Genomic DNA, 14,621 nt, shown 5'->3' on the forward strand with positions numbered 1-14,621 from the left:
GCCGGGCCGCCGGACTGTTCGTCGGCGGATTCACCTGGACCGCTCCCGGCGCTGACTCTAGGTTGGCGCCATGTCCGGCATCGCGCTCGCCCGCGCCTATTGGGCCGACGTCGTCCGGCCCGTCCTCGCCCGGGAGCTGCCCGGCGTGCCGCGCGCCGCCGGGCGGCTCGGCACCGGCTCGGACGTGCTGGGGCTCGACGACGAGACGTCCCGCGACCACGACTGGGGGCTGCGGCTGACCCTGCTGGTCCCGGAGGAGCGGGTGGACGAGGTCGACCGGGTGCTGGCCGCGTCGCTCCCGGCGTCCTACCGCGGATCGCCGACGGCCTTCCCGCTCACCTCGGACATGACCGTGCGGCACCGGGTCGAGGTCGCGGCGCCGGCCCAGTTCGTGCGATCGCGCACCGGCCTCGCCGGCCTCGACCTCACCGGCGGCGAGAACAGGGCTCTGCGCATCGCCGACTGGCTGTCGCTCACCGGCCAGTCGGTGCTGGAGGTCACCGCCGGGCCGGTGTTCGAGGACACGTCCGGCGAGATCACCGCGCTGCGCGACCAGCTGGCCTGGTACCCGCACGACGTGTGGCTGCACGTCCTCGCGGCGGACTGGACGCGGATCGCGCAGGAGCTGCCGTTCGTGGGCCGCACCGGGCAGCGCGGCGACGACCTCGGCTCACGACTGATCGCGGCGCGGCTCGTCACGGCGCTCGTCCGGCTCGGCTTCCTGCTGGAGCGGCGCTGGCCGCCCTACCCCAAGTGGGCGGGGACGCTGTTCGCGCGGCTGCCCGTGGCGCCGTCGGCGGGCGGACCCCTGGCGGGGGCGCTCGCGGCGGCGACCTGGCAGGAGCGGGAAACGGCCCTGCACGCGGCGTGCGAGGTGCTGCACGAGCGGCAGCGTGCCGTCGGCCTGCCCGCGCTCGACGGGTCGGCGTGCGAGCCCTTCTACGACAGGCCCTTCACCGGGCTGCGTGACGTCGCGGGGGTGCTCCGCGCGGCGGTCACCGACCCGGAGGTGCGGGCGCTGGCGCACCGCGGGGGAGTCGAGCAGTGGGTGGACGACGTCGGGACGCTCACCGATCCCGGCGCGCGGCGGCGGCTCGCCTCGTCCTGACCGGCCGACCGCGGCCGATGCCCTGTGGCTAGCGGCCTGTGGATGGCGGGACGGTAAATGTCACCGGTCCGACGTACTCTGACCGGCGATGATTACTCGTGCAGAGGGTGCGTACCTTGGCGCGCTCCGGGCCTTCCAGGAGCCGATGCTGGACCTGCTTCACCGCAGGTACGCGCCGCTCGTCGTTTCGCTGCTGTCCCTGGTGTTCACGCCCGAGCGGCCGACGGTCCCGGTCGCGGAGGCGCACACCGAGATCGGCGACGCGCTCGACCAGCTACGTGCCCAGGGCTACGAGCGGGGCGCCGACGGTACGCGCGCCATCCCGCTCGGCAGCGCGCGGGAGCTGTGCAGGCAGTGGTCCGACGTCGGCTGGCTGAAGCGTCAGATCGTCGACGGGGACGTGGAGGTCTACCAGCTCTCGGCACATGCGGTCGGCGCGCTGGAGGTAGCCGGCCGGGCGGGCGGTGCCCGGGCGCGGGTCTCGGAGTCGCGGGTACGGACCCTGCTGGACGCCGTGGAGCGGCTCGCGCAGGACGCCGACCCGGACGTGGCGGTCCGGATGGCCCGTCTCCAGACGCAGATCGACCGGCTGCAGGCAGAGCTGCGGCGGCTCGACCGGGGCGGGGAGGTCGACGAGGTGCCCGACGAGGAACTGCTGGAGGAGGCGGAGAACGTCCTGCACCTGGTGCGCGAGCTGCCGGCCGACTTCGCGCGCGTGGCGGAGTCGCTCAAGGCTATGCAGCGGGACGTGGTGACCGCGCTGCGCCAGGACGAGCGGCCCTCCGGCGACGTGCTGCGCGAGTACCTGGAGCGCGGCGAGCAGGTGATGACGACCACGCCGGAGGGCCGGGCCTTCGCCGGGGCGCTGCGACTGATCGGTGACCCGCAGCGCATCGACGAGCTGTCGCTGCAGCTCGACACGGTGCTGCGCCACCGCTTCACGGGGCGGCTGCCGGGACAGCAGCGCAGCGAGCTGCGCGACGTCGGGCGGCGGATCGAGCAGGGGGTCGCCGAGGTCATCAAGGCCCAGCGCCAGGCGTCCCACGTCATCACCACGCAGGTGCGCAACCACGACCCGCTGCGCGACCGGCAGGTCGACGAGCTGCTGCGCGAGGTGATGATCAGCTTCCAGACGTGGATGCCGACGACGCGCCGCGGCCAGGAGGTGGACCCGTTGCGCAGGCTGCCGGTGGCGGACGTCGCGCACCTGCGCCAGTCGACGAGCGACCTGAGCCCGCCGCAGCCCCCGGTCCCGCTGCAGGCAGCGGACGACGGCGCGGACACCGACCTGGAGGACGGCGCCCGCGAGTGGGGCGGACCCCACTACGCCGAGCTGCGCGAGCACCTGGCCTCGTTCGCGGGCTCGGCTGACGGCGACGACGACGGCCGCACGGACCTCGCCGCGGTGTTCAGCGCCGCACCCGAGTCGATCCGGCGGCCGGTGGACCTGCTCGGCCTGCTGGAGCTCGCGGACCACGAGGGAATGACCGAGACCGACGAGGTGGCGGTCGTCGAGGCGATCCGGCCCGACGGCACGCGGCGGCGGTTCGCGTTCGGCGGCGTCACGGTGCGGACGGGGCCGGACGCCGAGCAGGACACAGACACAGAGCCGAACACGAAGCAGGACACGAAGCAGGACACCGAACCACGCACGAAGGACTACGCACATGAGTGAGGCCGCCGTCGAGGAACACGTCGCACAGACCGACGGCGAGGCAGGGACCGATGACGGGTTCATCGAGCCGGTGCCGATGGAGGAGGATCCGGAAGGGCTGTTCGCCGGCGACTCCGGGACGCTGGACGCCGCCGTCCGCCGGGTGCTGGTGCGGCTGCTGCGAGGCCGGTTCCTCGTCGCGGACCGGAACCGGGCCCAGTGGAAGGTCCTCCTGGAGAACCAGCAGCTGATCGAGTCCCGGTTGCACGACCTGTTCATCCATCTGGTCGTGGACCACGACCGGGGGATCGCGTACAAGAAGCAGGTCCGCCCCGCCGAGCTCGACGTCCCGATCCTGCTGAAGGACGACCCGTACACCCGCGCCGAGACGCTGGTCCTGGTCCACCTGCGCACGGTCTTCCAGCGGGAGCAGGGCGCGGGGGAGTCGTCGGCCCGGGTGGACGTCGAGGAGGTCGAGCAGACGGTGCTGACGTTCTTCGACCCCGACGACAAGAACCTGGCCGCGCGGCAGACGGAGATCCGCACCGCCGTCCGGCGGCTGGAGAAGGAAGGGCTCATCGAGGAGGAGTCCGAGGGCCGGTTCCGCGTCACGCCGCTGGTCGAGATAGTGCTCAGCAACGAACGGCTCGGCGAGCTCCGGGAGTGGCTGCGCACGCAGAACCAGCAGAACCAGCAGCAGAACCAGGAGAACCAGCGATGACGATGATCGACACCCTGTTCGGGATGATCCCGGCGGCGTCGACCGGCCAGCAGTGGGTGGCGCGCGACCTCCAGCTGGTCAACTGGGGCGGTTACGACGGTCACCACCAGGTGCGCCTGGCCACGACGGCGACCCTGCTCTCCGGTGGTTCCGGCTCCGGCAAGTCGACGCTCATGGACGCCTACATCGCGCTTCTCATGCCGCACACCACGCCGTTCAACGGCGCGTCCAACGGCAGCGTCGTCGGGCGGCCGCGCGGCAAGGACCAGCGCAACATCCTGTCCTACGCGCGCGGCAAGATCGACGAGTCCCGGACCGACGACGGCACCCGCCAGCGCGTGCTGCGGGGCGACGGCCGGGACACCTGGTCGGCGATCGCGATGACGTGGGTGGACCAGTCCGGCACGAGCTTCACCGCCGTGCGCGCCTGGTACGTCCCGTCCGCCGCGCGCACGCTCGAAGAGGTGGTGCCGCTGCGCGCCACGTGCGACGGTGCCTTCGACCTGCGCGGCCTGGAGCGGGCAGCCGCCCAGCGGCTCGTCCGTACGGAGGTCACCGAGGCCGGCCTGACGTGCTTCGACACCGACCGGGAGTTCACGGCGCGCCTGCACTCGACGCTCGGCATCGGCGCGTCCGGCGACGGCAACAAGGCGGTGGCGCTGCTCGGTCGCATCCAGGCCGGCCAGCAGATCACCACCGTGGACGCCCTCTACAAGGCGATGGTCCTCGAGGAGCCGGAGACCCTGGCCAAGGCGGACGAGGTGGTCGAGCACTTCGACAAGCTCGCCGGCACCCGCGAGCAGATGATCACGGCCCGTCAGCAGGTCAACGCGCTCTCCCCGATCCGCGGCTACCACGCGGCCATCGAGGGTGCGGTCGAGCGGCTGCGGGTCATCGACGAGATCGGTTCCTTCGCCGACGCTGCCTCGCCCGCGGCACTGTGGCGCAACGGACGGCGGCTCGGCCTGCTGCGCGCCGTCGAGCACGACCTGCAGGCCGAGCACCGCACGGCGCTGGGACGCGCCGAGGAGACCAGGGTCCGGATCACCGCGGCGAAGTCCGAGCTGGACGGCGTGCTGGAGACCCTCCGCGCGTCGGGCGGCGACCGGCTGGCCACCGCGCAGCGCGAGCTGAAGGGCGTCGACTCGCGGCTGGCCGAGGTCGAGCGCGCTCGCGGCCGGCTGGACGACGCGCTGGGCGTGCTGGACGCGGCGGCGGGTTCGGAGGCCGAGTTCTCGGCGGTGGCCGCGCGCGCCGGTGCGGCCCTGGCCGACGTCGGTACGAAGAAGGCCGCGCGCGACACGTTCGGCGAGGCGATGTCGGCGCGGAACGCAGCGCGCGCCGAGCTGGCGGAGCTCGAGGCCGAACGGTCCGCGGCCGCCGACCGGCGCGGCAACATCCCCGACCACCTGCACCGGGCGCGCGCCACGCTGGCCGAGGCCGCCGGGCTGACCCCCGAGGACCTGCCCTTCGTGGGCGAGCTGCTGGAGGTCCGCACGGAGTTCGAACCCTGGCGCGGGGCGTTCAACCTCGCGCTGGGCGGCTTCGCGACCAAGATGCTCATCGACACGGCGCGCATCCAGGCCTTCCGCAAGGCGATCGACGCCGTCCCGACGTCCACCCGGATCCGGTTCGAGGGGGTGCCGACCGGGATGCGCGACGAGCTGGGCCTCGACAAGCGGACCCTCCCCGGTCGCCTCGACGTCCGCGGCGGACCCTTCGCCGGCTGGCTCAAGCACGAGCTGGCGCAGCGCTTCGCCTACGTCTGTGTGGACACCCCGGGGCAGCTGGGGCAGCACAAGATGGCGCTCACCCGCTCGGGCCAGCAGTCCGAGGGCCACCGCGGTGCGCACGGCGGCAACCTTCGCTCGAACGTGCTGGGCTTCACCAACGGCCGCGCGCTGGCCGACCTCGACGAGCGCATCGGCAAGGCCCGCGAACGGCTCGCCGAGGCGGAACGCCGCGTCGCGGACGCCGACGCGCGCCTCAACCGGCACGACGACGAGCTCGCCGCGTACCGCACGGTCAGCGGCCTGACCTGGGACCAGGTGGACGTCGTCGCCGTCCAGGAGGAACGGTCCCGCTGGACGCAGGTCATCCACGAGGTCACCGCGGGCAACCCCGAGATCACGCGCCTGCGCGACCAGTCCGGCACGCTCGAGAAGCAGATCGACGCCCTCAACCAGGACCTCGGCAAGACGACGGCCCGCGCCGACGCGCTGGAGGCCCGCTGGACGGCCGTCACCGACGACGTCGACGCCGCCCAGCAGGCGCTCGACGACGCAGAGGCGGCCGAGGTCGCCGTCGGACCGGAGCAGGGTGCGTACCTCGACGCGCTGTTCAGGGCCGCCGACCTCGACGCCACGAGCGGTGGTGCGGCGGCCGCCGCGGCGCTCGAGGCGTTCGACGGCGCGCTGCGGCAGGCCACCGAACGGCTCAAGGGGGACCGGGAGGTCGCGCAGACCGCACTCGGCACGGCCCGGGACGCGCTGCGCCGGACCTTCGAGAACTTCCACGAGCGCTGGCACGACCCGAACCTGGGGACCGACCCGGAGGCGTCCTTCGGCGACTACGACCGGATCCTGACGGACCTGGAGACCAGCGGGCTCCACGAGCTCGAGACGGACTGGCGCAACAGCCTCCTGCGCCTGTCCGGGAACGACCTCACCGACCTGTACCGGGCGCTGGCCGGCTCGGTCCGCGAGATCAAGGAGCGGATCGGCCCGGTCAACGACATCCTCGCGAACCTCCCGTTCGCCGACGACGAGCACCGCCTGCGGATCGACGCGCGCGACAACCAGTCCACGGTCGTCGGCGCGTTCCGCAAGGAGCTGCGCAACCTGCGCGAGTCGCTGACCCGCGAGGCGACGGACGCCGAGCGCGAGCGGCGGTACCTGCGGATGGCCAAGGTGATCGACCGGATCCGGCGGAACGCGCCCGACTTCGCCGACCTCGTCGACGTCCGGCGGCACGTGCGGCTCAGCGCCGAGAAGGTCGACCTGGACGGCAACCACGTGGCGCACTACGACGGCATCGGCGAGAAGTCGGGCGGCGAGTCCCAGGAGCTCGTCGCGTTCATCGTCGGCGCGGCCCTGCGCTACCAGCTCGGCGACGCCGGCGCGGAGCGGCCGAGGTACGCGCCGGTGTTCCTCGACGAGGCGCTCATCAAGGCCGACGCGCGGTTCACGGGACGGGCCGTCGGCGCCTGGCGCGGCCTCGGCTTCCAGCTCATCATCGGGGCGCCCAACGACAAGTACAGCGCCCTGGAACCGCACGTCGACATGAAGTACGTGGTCCTCAAGGACGCCTCGGGCCGGTCCCGGACCAAGGCGGTGGCGGGCGTGGCCGAGCCTGCGGGGGGAGCCGGGCCCGACGTACGTGCCGTACCCGCCGCGGCCGAAGGGCCGTGAGCGTGCGGCTCGTCTCGCCGCGCGAGGCCGGCGCGCGGGTGGCGGCCGCGATCACCAAGCAGTGGCCCGCGGCCGTCTGCGCGGAGATCGCGGGCACCGAGCCGTTCCGGGCCACGGTCCGACTCCGGCCCGGAGTGCGGTCTAGCACGGACGTGGCGAGCCTCGGGTTCGACCTGTGGCATGAGTGGGCGCAGTCCTGGCACGACGTCGCGGCCGAGCGGCTGTCCGCCGTCGAGGTCGGCGATTCCCGGATGGTCGTGGAAGGCGTGCCGGACCAGGTGCCGGTCGAGCTCGTGGTCACGGGCCTCGATGCGGCCCTCGGGCTGGTCGGGCTGGTCGGTGCGGCGGCACCGGAGGTCGACCTCGACCGGGTGCGGAGGATCGCCCGGGAGCTGCGCGAGGCGGGGGCGGCACTCACCCCGGCGACGCTCCGGAGCGCGGTACGGCTGTCGGACGTCGATGCCCGCGTGCTGACCAAGGCCGTCGGGTGGCTGGCCGAGCACCCGGATCTCAGCGGGTCCACGGCACGTCAGGTAGGCGTGCCCGAGATGCACTCGAAATGGCTGGAGCAGCACGGCCGGGTCCTGCGGGAGGTCACCGGGCGGGACCTGCGCGCCGAGCTGCGGCCGCGGCTCGCCGTCGTGCACCTGACATACGTGGATCCCGAGTACCTGGCCACTGGCGCACGGCGGCACGACGCGTGGACCACCGATGACGCGCACGATCTCCCCTACACACCCCGCACGGTCCTGGTCGTCGAGAACCGGGACAGCCGGCTCTGGTTCCCGCCCGTCCAGGACGCGTTCGTCGTGGAGGGCGGCGGGAGAGCCGCTGCCTCGCTCCTCGCCGGCGTCCCCTGGGTACGGCGCGCGGAGAACGTCGTCTACTGGGGCGACATCGACGCGGACGGGTTCGCGATCCTCGACCACTTCCGGCGTGCTCTGGCGGCGCCGGGTGACGACGGGACGCCTGGCCGTGACGTCGCTTCGATCCTCATGGACGCGATGGCCGCGCAGCGGTACGCACACCTCGGTGTCAGCACCGACAAGGACGGCCGGCCGATCCCGCCGTCGGCCACGCACCTTCCGCACCTCAGCGCGGACGAGACGGCGGCGTACCACCTGGTGGCGACCGCCGGACAGGCCGAGTTCCGCCGGATCGAGCAGGAGCGGCTCCCGGAGCTGGACGCCCAGGTCGCGCTGCTGGCGCTGCTCGCCGCGGCGACCAGCTGGCCGAGCTAGCCCGCGGCGCCGTCCTTCAGCATCGGTGGGCAGGTACCGCCCGGCTCGGTCAGCAGCTCGTAGTGCCAGATCTCGTTCTCGTACACCTGGCACAGCCCGTAGTCGGTGCTGTGCTCGATCATCCAGTAGTCGGCCTCGGTCGGCCCGATGTCGACGGCCTTACCGTCGATGTGCCGGGACAGCTCGGGCGTGGCGACGACGCGGCGGGCGGCCTCCAGGCTGCCGTGCTTCCGGACTGCCGCGTCCAGCAGCTCCTGCTGATAGGCGGGGCTGCGCCAGCCGCTCGTGATCCAGAAGTCGATGTCGTCTGCCTCCGCGTCGGCAGCGGCCTGGCGGACGGCGTCGGCGAGCGCCGGGTCGAGGCCCGTGATCGCGGGAAGGTCGTCGTCGAGCGTCGCCGCGCCGTCGGGGATTTCGCCGCCTTCCACGCCGGTCGGGCCGGAGGCCGTGGTGCCCTGGCCCAGTGCGTCGTCGACCGCCTGGATGACCGGCGAGTCGGCGCGGTCGAGCAGGGGGTAGACGCCGAAGAGGGCGGCCAGCAGCACTGCCGCGACCACGAGCACTGCCGGTGTCCGGCGGACGCCGGAGCGGCGGCGGGCGGGGGTGCCCGCGTGCGCCGGCGGGAGCTGTGCCGGCGGGAGCTGGATGAGGTCCTGTCGAGTCATGTCCCCAGCCCATCGCGGACGACGTTGCCAGGGTGTCTCCGTTTTTCGATATGCGCGCGATACACCGGGCGAGGGCACGCACAGGAACGGGCCCGGATCAGGCGAGCGGAGCGGCTCCCGGCGCGCGCATGACGGGCAGCTGGACCGTGACCCGGAGCCCGCCGTCCGCCCGGGCGGCGAGAGAGAGCGTGCCGTCGTGCGCCGTGGTGATGCTCCGGACGATCGCCAGCCCGAGGCCGACCCCCGCATGGTCGCCGCGTACTCGTCCGGTGCCGCGCTGGAACGGTTCGGTGAGGGTCGGGACCAGCTGCGGCGTGAGCTGCTCTCCGGTGTTCTCGACGGTGAGCGCCACCGTTCCGGCGCGGACGCTCGTGGTGACCCATACCCTGCCGTGCTCGGGGAGGTTGTGGACTATCGCGTTGTGCACGAGGTTGGTGGTCAGCTGCAGCAGGAGCGCGGACGAGCCGAGCGCGGGGGCGACGTCGCCGGAGGTCTCGATGGTGAGGCCGTGCTTCTCCGCCAGGGGCAGGAGCGTCTCCGTGGCTTCCTCCGCGACGAGGGACAGGTCGACGCGCTCGCGGGTGAAGGACCCCTGGTCGGCGCGGCTGAGCACGAGCAGCGCCTCGGTGAGGTCGATCGCCCGTGTGTTGACGTACCGGAGGCGGTCGATCAGCTCGTCGGCGTCGCGCGCCGGATCGTTGCGGGCGACCTCGAGGAGGGTCTGGGTGATCGCCAGCGGGGTGCGCAGCTCGTGGGAGGCGTTGGCGGCGAATCTCTGCTGTTCGGCGATGTGCGCCTCGAGCCGGGCCAGCATGGCGTCGAACGTGTCGGCCAGCTCGCGGAACTCGTCCTGGCGACCCTCGAGCCGGATCCGGTGGGACAGCGACCCGGTCGTCAGGCGTGCGGCGTGGGTGATGCGGCGCAGCGGGCTGAGCATGCGGCCGGCGAGGACCCACCCGCCCAGCAGCCCGAGCACCAGCAGCAACGCCAGCGCCACCGTCGCACGGGGGAAGAAGGCGCGCGCCAGGTCGCCCTGGTTGGGGATGAACGTCGATCCGAGCCCGCCAGGTGCCGAGCTGCCGGGGGCGTAGGTCTGCTCGGGTACATAGCGCAGCAGGAACACCCACACGACCGCGAGCAGCAGGACGCCGGTGACCATGAGGAACCCGGCATAGCTGAGGGTGAGCTTGAGGCGGACGCTCATCCCGGGCTGCCTGTCCACGGGCTCCCTATCCATGGTCAGTTCCATGCGCAGGGCCAGGCCCGGTGTCGATGCGGTAGCCGACCCCGGGCACCGTGGCGATGATCCAGGGTTCGCCGAGCCGTTTGCGCAGCGCCGAGACGGTGATGCGCACCGCGTTGGTGAACGGGTCGGCGTTCTCGTCCCAGGCCCGCTCCAGCAGCTCCTCGGCGCTGACGACGCCGCCGTCCGCGGCGACGAGCACCTCCAGGACGGCGAACTGCTTCCTGGTCAGTGCGACGTAGCGGCCGTCCCGGTAGACCTCCCGGCGGAACGGGTCCAGCCGGAGCCCCGCGAGCTCGCTGACCGGGGGTCTGGTGTGCGCGCGTCGGCGATCGAGCGCCCGTAGCCGGAGCACGAGCTCGCGGAGCTCGAACGGCTTGGTGAGGTAGTCGTCGGCGCCGAGCTCGAACCCCGAGGCCTTGTCGTCCATCCGGTCGGCGGCGGTCAGCATCAGGATCGGGATGCCGCTGCCGGACGCGACGATGCGCCTGGCGACCTCGTCACCGGACGGGCCGGGGATGTCGCGGTCGAGGACCGCGAGGTCGTAGGAGTTGACGCCGAGCAGCTCCAGGGCGGAGTCGCCGTCGCCGGCGATGTCGGCGGCGATGGCCTCCAGCCGCAGACCGTCCCGGACGGCCTCGGCGAGGTAGGGCTCGTCCTCCACGATCAGCACGCGCATACGGGCACTGTAGGCCGTACGCGCCGTACGTGGCCGGACGCCCGACGCCGTCGTGCCGAGTGCGGGCCGACGGCGTCGGGCGGGTGCTTCCCCGCCGTCCGCCCTAGCCGGCGGCCTGCAGCTGCGGGTACAGCGCCGACAGCGGCCCGGACAGCGCCTGCTTGACCTGGCGGCTCGTGTCGTCCGCGAGGACCTCGGGCTCGCCCGCCTCCAGCCCGTCGTAGATCGCCGCGATGATGTCGCGCGGGTCCTCCTTCGGCACGTCGAGGGCGGCGATCATCGGCGTGTCCGTGTAGCCGAGGTGCGCGCCCAGCAGGTGGGTCTTCTGGTCCAGCAGCTCCACGCGCAGCGCGTTGCTGAAGGACCAGAAGGCGGCCTTGGTCGCCGAGTAGGTGCCGACGCCGAGCCAGCTGAGCGCGGAGTGCACGTTGATGACGGCGCCGCCGTCGTTCCGGGCCAGGACCGGCGCGAACGCCTGGGTGACCGCGAGCTGCGCGAACACGTTGGTCTCGAACACCGAGCGGACGGCGTCCAGCGGCGTGCTCAGGACCGGCTGCCCGGAGTCGGAGATCCCCGCGTTGTTGATCAGGACGGTCGTGTCCGCGGCCTGTTCGGCCACGGCGGCCACCGACTCGGGGGAGTTGATGTCGAGGGCGAGCGGTACGACGCGCTCGTCGGACCACTCCCGCGGCGTGCGGGCGGTGGCGTAGACCTTGGCGGCGCCGCGCTGGAGGGCCTCCGCGACGAACGCGAGGCCGAGGCCGCCGTTCGCGCCGGTGACCAGGACCACTGCGTTCTTGAGGGTAGTCATGAGGAGGAGCTCGCTTCCATGGGGATCGGCCGGAGGTGAACCAGGTCTGGATTGGAAATGCCAACCTAGCAAGTCTAAGTTTGGATCGACAACTCAGGTTGGTAGGATGTGGGCATGAGCACAACGCCCCGCGAACGAAATGCCCGCTGCTCTGTGGCCCGGAGCCTCGACGTGCTGGGGGAGAAGTGGACGCTGCTCGTCGTCCGGGAGGCCTTCTTCGGGGTGACGCGGTTCGCCGACTTCCGCGCGCGCCTGGGGGTCGCCCCCGACGTGCTGACCGCCCGGCTGGAGACCCTGGTCGAGGGCGGTGTGCTGGAGCGCCGGCCGTACCGGGACGAGGGGCAGCGGCAGCGCGAGGAGTACGTGCTCACCGAGGCGGGGGCGGAGCTCAAGACCGTCCTGGCGGCGTTCGTCGCCTGGGGCGACGTGCACCGGCCCTCGGGCTTCGGGCCGTCGATCGCCTACGTCGACCGGGACACGGAGGCGCCCGTGCGCCTCGCCTTCGTAGCCGACGACGGACGCGAGCTCGCCCCGGACGACGTCGCCGTCGTACCTGGCCCGGGTGCGCTGCTAACCCCCGCTGGCTGAGCTAGCGACACCACCGTTGAGTGCTGGCTATTTGCGGTCCCAGGAGCGGAAATCCCACAAATACCCAGCACTTAACGATGCCGGGTGTGGCTAGCGGGTCATCAGGTTGTATTGGGTTGCCACCTCGCGGGGGGTGACCGCGCGGTCCAGGAGCTGGATCGTGTCCATGGTGCAGTTGCAGGGGTTTCGCTCCTGCGTGTCCTGCGGGAAGCTGCCGCCGATCTTGATCCCGCGGGGTGTCGTCGCCGAGGCGCCGGAACCGTCCACCTGCCACGGGTCGCCGTCGACCACGTAGAAGCCCGGGACGCGCTCGCCGTTGCGGTACAGGGCCATCCGCCCGGTCGTGTAGTCGAACGTCGCGGCCAGGTGCACCCACTCGTCCTGCGGCAGCAGGGTGCGCCAGTCCTCGTGCGCGGCGAACGTCTGCGACGCGCCGCCGTCGAGCCGCCGGCCGAGCGCGACGAGCCGCAGCTCGCCGTCCACCTCGATGATCTCCAGGAGGGCGCGCACTGCGTGCCCGTTGGAGTCGCCGCTGAGCACGCCCGCCAGGCCGACGGCGTTGTAGAGGTCGTCCGGGTCGGCCGTGGTGGTGTTCGGGCTCGGGTTCTGACCGGTCATCCGTACCCAGCCCATCACCGTCATCCCGTCCACGCCGCTCAGGGCGGACAGGGTGTCCACGCCGTCGGCGTCGTACACGCCCGCCTTCCAGTCGTCGTTGCCCGCCGCCAGCGGGTTCACCTGCCCGAGCTGGATCGAGTTGTTGCTGCCCGGGTAGGCGCCGTCGGCGACGCGCATGTCCTCGCCGCCGTTGATCAGGTTCAGGTACGTGCGGGACGCGCCACGGTCGATCTCCACCGCGCCGTCCTGCTGGAACGGGTGCTCGAAGTCGTAGAAGCTCACCGAGTTGCCCCGCATCGAGCGGGGGACCTCCTGCGGCACGGGCGCGCGCACCGTGTCGATGACCTTCCAGATCTTCCCGTTCGCCTTGGCGATCAGGTACAGGTCACCCGACGCGTCCCGGCCCATGCGCAGGTCGGCCCGCTCGTCGCCCGTGAAGTCGGGCATCCGCTTGCGGGTGCCGTCGGTGTCGTAGAGCGCGAGCTCGTACATCTGCGCCTCCGGGCCGCCGCGCCGCATCCGCGACTCCTCGGCGTAGAACACCCGCCCCTCGACCAGGTCCGTGAACAGGTACTTGCCGTTCAGCGCGGGCAGGTCGCGCCCGCGATAGACGAACCCGCCGCTGATCGCGTAGCCGCTGTCCGACGTGCACGGCCAGCCGGGCGGCGGGTCGTGGTCGTAGGCGACGACCGGATACGTGAAGCCGAGGTCGGCGTCGTCCTCCGGCAGCGGGTAGAGGTTGCAGCGGTCGGCCGGGTCGAAGACGTACTTCCCCTCCCGGTCGCCCCAGCCGAAGTTGTCGCCCGCGCGCACGTCGTAGACGGCCTCGATCGCGTGCTCGCCGATGTGGCCGAGGAACATGCGGACGTCGCCGTGGCGGCCCCGCTTGTCCCAGCTGAAGCGGTGCGGGTCGCGCATGCCGACGGCGTAGATCTCGCCCAGCGCGCCCGCCGTCCCCACGAACGGGTTCGACGGCGGTATGCCGTACGTCCCGCCCGGTCCGTCGGTGCCCGCGGGGTCGATGCGGAGGATCTTGCCCGCCGGCGTCCCCATGTCCTGCGGGATTCCCGTGCCGACGCCCCGGCCGCCGTCGCCCACGGCGAGATACAGCATGCCGTAGTCAGCGGAGCCGGGCCGCGCCGTCGGGTTGAAGTCGATCTGCTGGATCGCGTGGACCTGCCCCGCGAAGCCGAGGCGCAGCACCTCGCGGCTCGTCCCGGTGAACGTGTCGGACGCCGGGTCGTCGGCCACCCACTCGGTCACCACCGAGTGCAGGAACGTGGGAGTCTGCGGCGGGTAGGTGGTGGGGTCGGACGGCGGACCCGCGTTGCCCGGACGCTCGGTGTGCACCGTGTAGAACGTGCCGTTGTCCTCGAAGTCCGGGTGGAACGTCGCGAACCCGAAACCGCTGCCCAGGCCGCGCCCCGAGAAGAACTCCGGCGCGAACTCGGCGGCCACGTCCAGGTAGACCCGCGGCTCGCCGTCCTCCACAAAGTACAGGGGGCCGTTCAGGTCCGGCACGTAGGTGCGGCCCGAGCCGTCGGGCAGCTCGCCCAGGCCGTTGATCCGGGCGTGCCGCATCAGCCGGCGGTCGATCGGTGCCGGGATCGGCTCGGTCCGGGGGAACTGGGCGTACTCCTGCAGGACCAGGCCCAGCGTGGACTGGATCTCCTCCGGGGCGGGGTCGGTGATCGGCCCGGGTTCGGCCGACGCCGTCGTCATGGTTGCCGTCGTCAGCCCGGTCAGGGCGACCGCGGTGACCGCCATCGCGGCGACCGCGGGTCGCCATCGTCGTCTGGTGCGCATGGTGCCTCCTGGAATGTCGTCGTCGTCATTGCGGAGTGCGTGCGCCGGCGCGCCCCGTCTGGGCGCACCGGAGGAGT

General features: G+C 72.5%; 11 protein-coding genes. 6 read left to right on the forward strand and 5 right to left on the reverse strand.

Going from position 1 to position 14,621, the window contains the following annotated elements; genetic code table 11:
- The first annotated feature begins 70 nt into the window (after positions 1 to 70).
- From ACQEVI_RS23095 to ACQEVI_RS23115, 5 genes are all read left to right on the forward strand, one after another.
- Positions 71 to 1,108: a DUF4037 domain-containing protein gene (locus ACQEVI_RS23095; protein WP_432903388.1), complete on the forward strand. Its 1,038-nt coding sequence runs from the start codon at positions 71 to 73 to the stop codon at positions 1,106 to 1,108.
- A gap of 88 nt (positions 1,109 to 1,196) precedes the next feature.
- Positions 1,197 to 2,783, forward strand: a complete 1,587-nt coding sequence (locus ACQEVI_RS23100) for a DUF3375 domain-containing protein (RefSeq protein WP_432903390.1) — start codon at positions 1,197 to 1,199, stop codon at positions 2,781 to 2,783.
- Positions 2,776 to 3,483 carry a DUF4194 domain-containing protein gene (locus tag ACQEVI_RS23105; protein ID WP_432903393.1) on the forward strand — a complete coding sequence of 236 codons (708 nt, stop codon included), beginning with the start codon at positions 2,776 to 2,778 and terminating at the stop codon, positions 3,481 to 3,483. Before ACQEVI_RS23100 ends, ACQEVI_RS23105 begins: the two co-directional genes overlap by 8 nt.
- Positions 3,480 to 6,893, forward strand: a complete 3,414-nt coding sequence (locus ACQEVI_RS23110) for an ATP-binding protein (protein ID WP_432903395.1) — start codon at positions 3,480 to 3,482, stop codon at positions 6,891 to 6,893. Before ACQEVI_RS23105 ends, ACQEVI_RS23110 begins: the two co-directional genes overlap by 4 nt.
- A 2-nt stretch (positions 6,894 to 6,895) precedes the next feature.
- Positions 6,896 to 8,134, forward strand: coding sequence for a Wadjet anti-phage system protein JetD domain-containing protein (locus tag ACQEVI_RS23115; RefSeq protein WP_432903398.1), 1,239 nt, complete (start codon positions 6,896 to 6,898; stop codon positions 8,132 to 8,134).
- Here the strand turns inward: ACQEVI_RS23115 and ACQEVI_RS23120 are convergent.
- The 4 genes from ACQEVI_RS23120 to ACQEVI_RS23135 form a co-directional block, all read right to left on the reverse strand.
- Positions 8,131 to 8,799 (reverse strand): M15 family metallopeptidase, encoded by a 669-nt coding sequence (locus ACQEVI_RS23120; protein ID WP_432903401.1) that lies wholly within the window; start codon positions 8,797 to 8,799, stop codon positions 8,131 to 8,133. The two genes, ACQEVI_RS23115 and ACQEVI_RS23120, sit on opposite strands and share 4 nt — an antisense overlap.
- A 97-nt stretch (positions 8,800 to 8,896) precedes the next feature.
- Complete coding sequence (locus tag ACQEVI_RS23125; RefSeq protein WP_432906080.1) at positions 8,897 to 10,003, reverse strand: sensor histidine kinase; 1,107 nt, start codon at positions 10,001 to 10,003, stop codon at positions 8,897 to 8,899.
- A gap of 25 nt (positions 10,004 to 10,028) precedes the next feature.
- Positions 10,029 to 10,721: a response regulator transcription factor gene (locus ACQEVI_RS23130; protein WP_432903404.1), complete on the reverse strand. Its 693-nt coding sequence runs from the start codon at positions 10,719 to 10,721 to the stop codon at positions 10,029 to 10,031.
- Positions 10,722 to 10,824: 103 nt separating this feature from the next.
- Complete coding sequence (locus ACQEVI_RS23135) at positions 10,825 to 11,532, reverse strand: SDR family oxidoreductase (protein WP_432903407.1); 708 nt, start codon at positions 11,530 to 11,532, stop codon at positions 10,825 to 10,827.
- A gap of 114 nt (positions 11,533 to 11,646) precedes the next feature.
- Here ACQEVI_RS23135 and ACQEVI_RS23140 point away from each other — a divergent pair, with 114 nt between their 5' ends.
- The gene (locus tag ACQEVI_RS23140) at positions 11,647 to 12,120 is read left to right on the forward strand and encodes a winged helix-turn-helix transcriptional regulator (protein ID WP_432903409.1); all 474 of its coding nucleotides are present in this window, start codon (positions 11,647 to 11,649) and stop codon (positions 12,118 to 12,120) included.
- 90 nt (positions 12,121 to 12,210) lie between these two features.
- Here ACQEVI_RS23140 and ACQEVI_RS23145 read toward each other — a convergent pair whose 3' ends face one another.
- On the reverse strand, positions 12,211 to 14,544 hold the full coding sequence (locus ACQEVI_RS23145) for a PQQ-dependent sugar dehydrogenase (RefSeq protein ID WP_432903412.1): 2,334 nt from the start codon (positions 14,542 to 14,544) through the stop codon (positions 12,211 to 12,213).
- Positions 14,545 to 14,621: the final 77 nt, after the last annotated feature.

It is taken from the genome of Promicromonospora sp. CA-289599 (assembly GCF_050936155.1).
Taxonomy (GTDB): domain Bacteria; phylum Actinomycetota; class Actinomycetes; order Actinomycetales; family Cellulomonadaceae; genus Promicromonospora.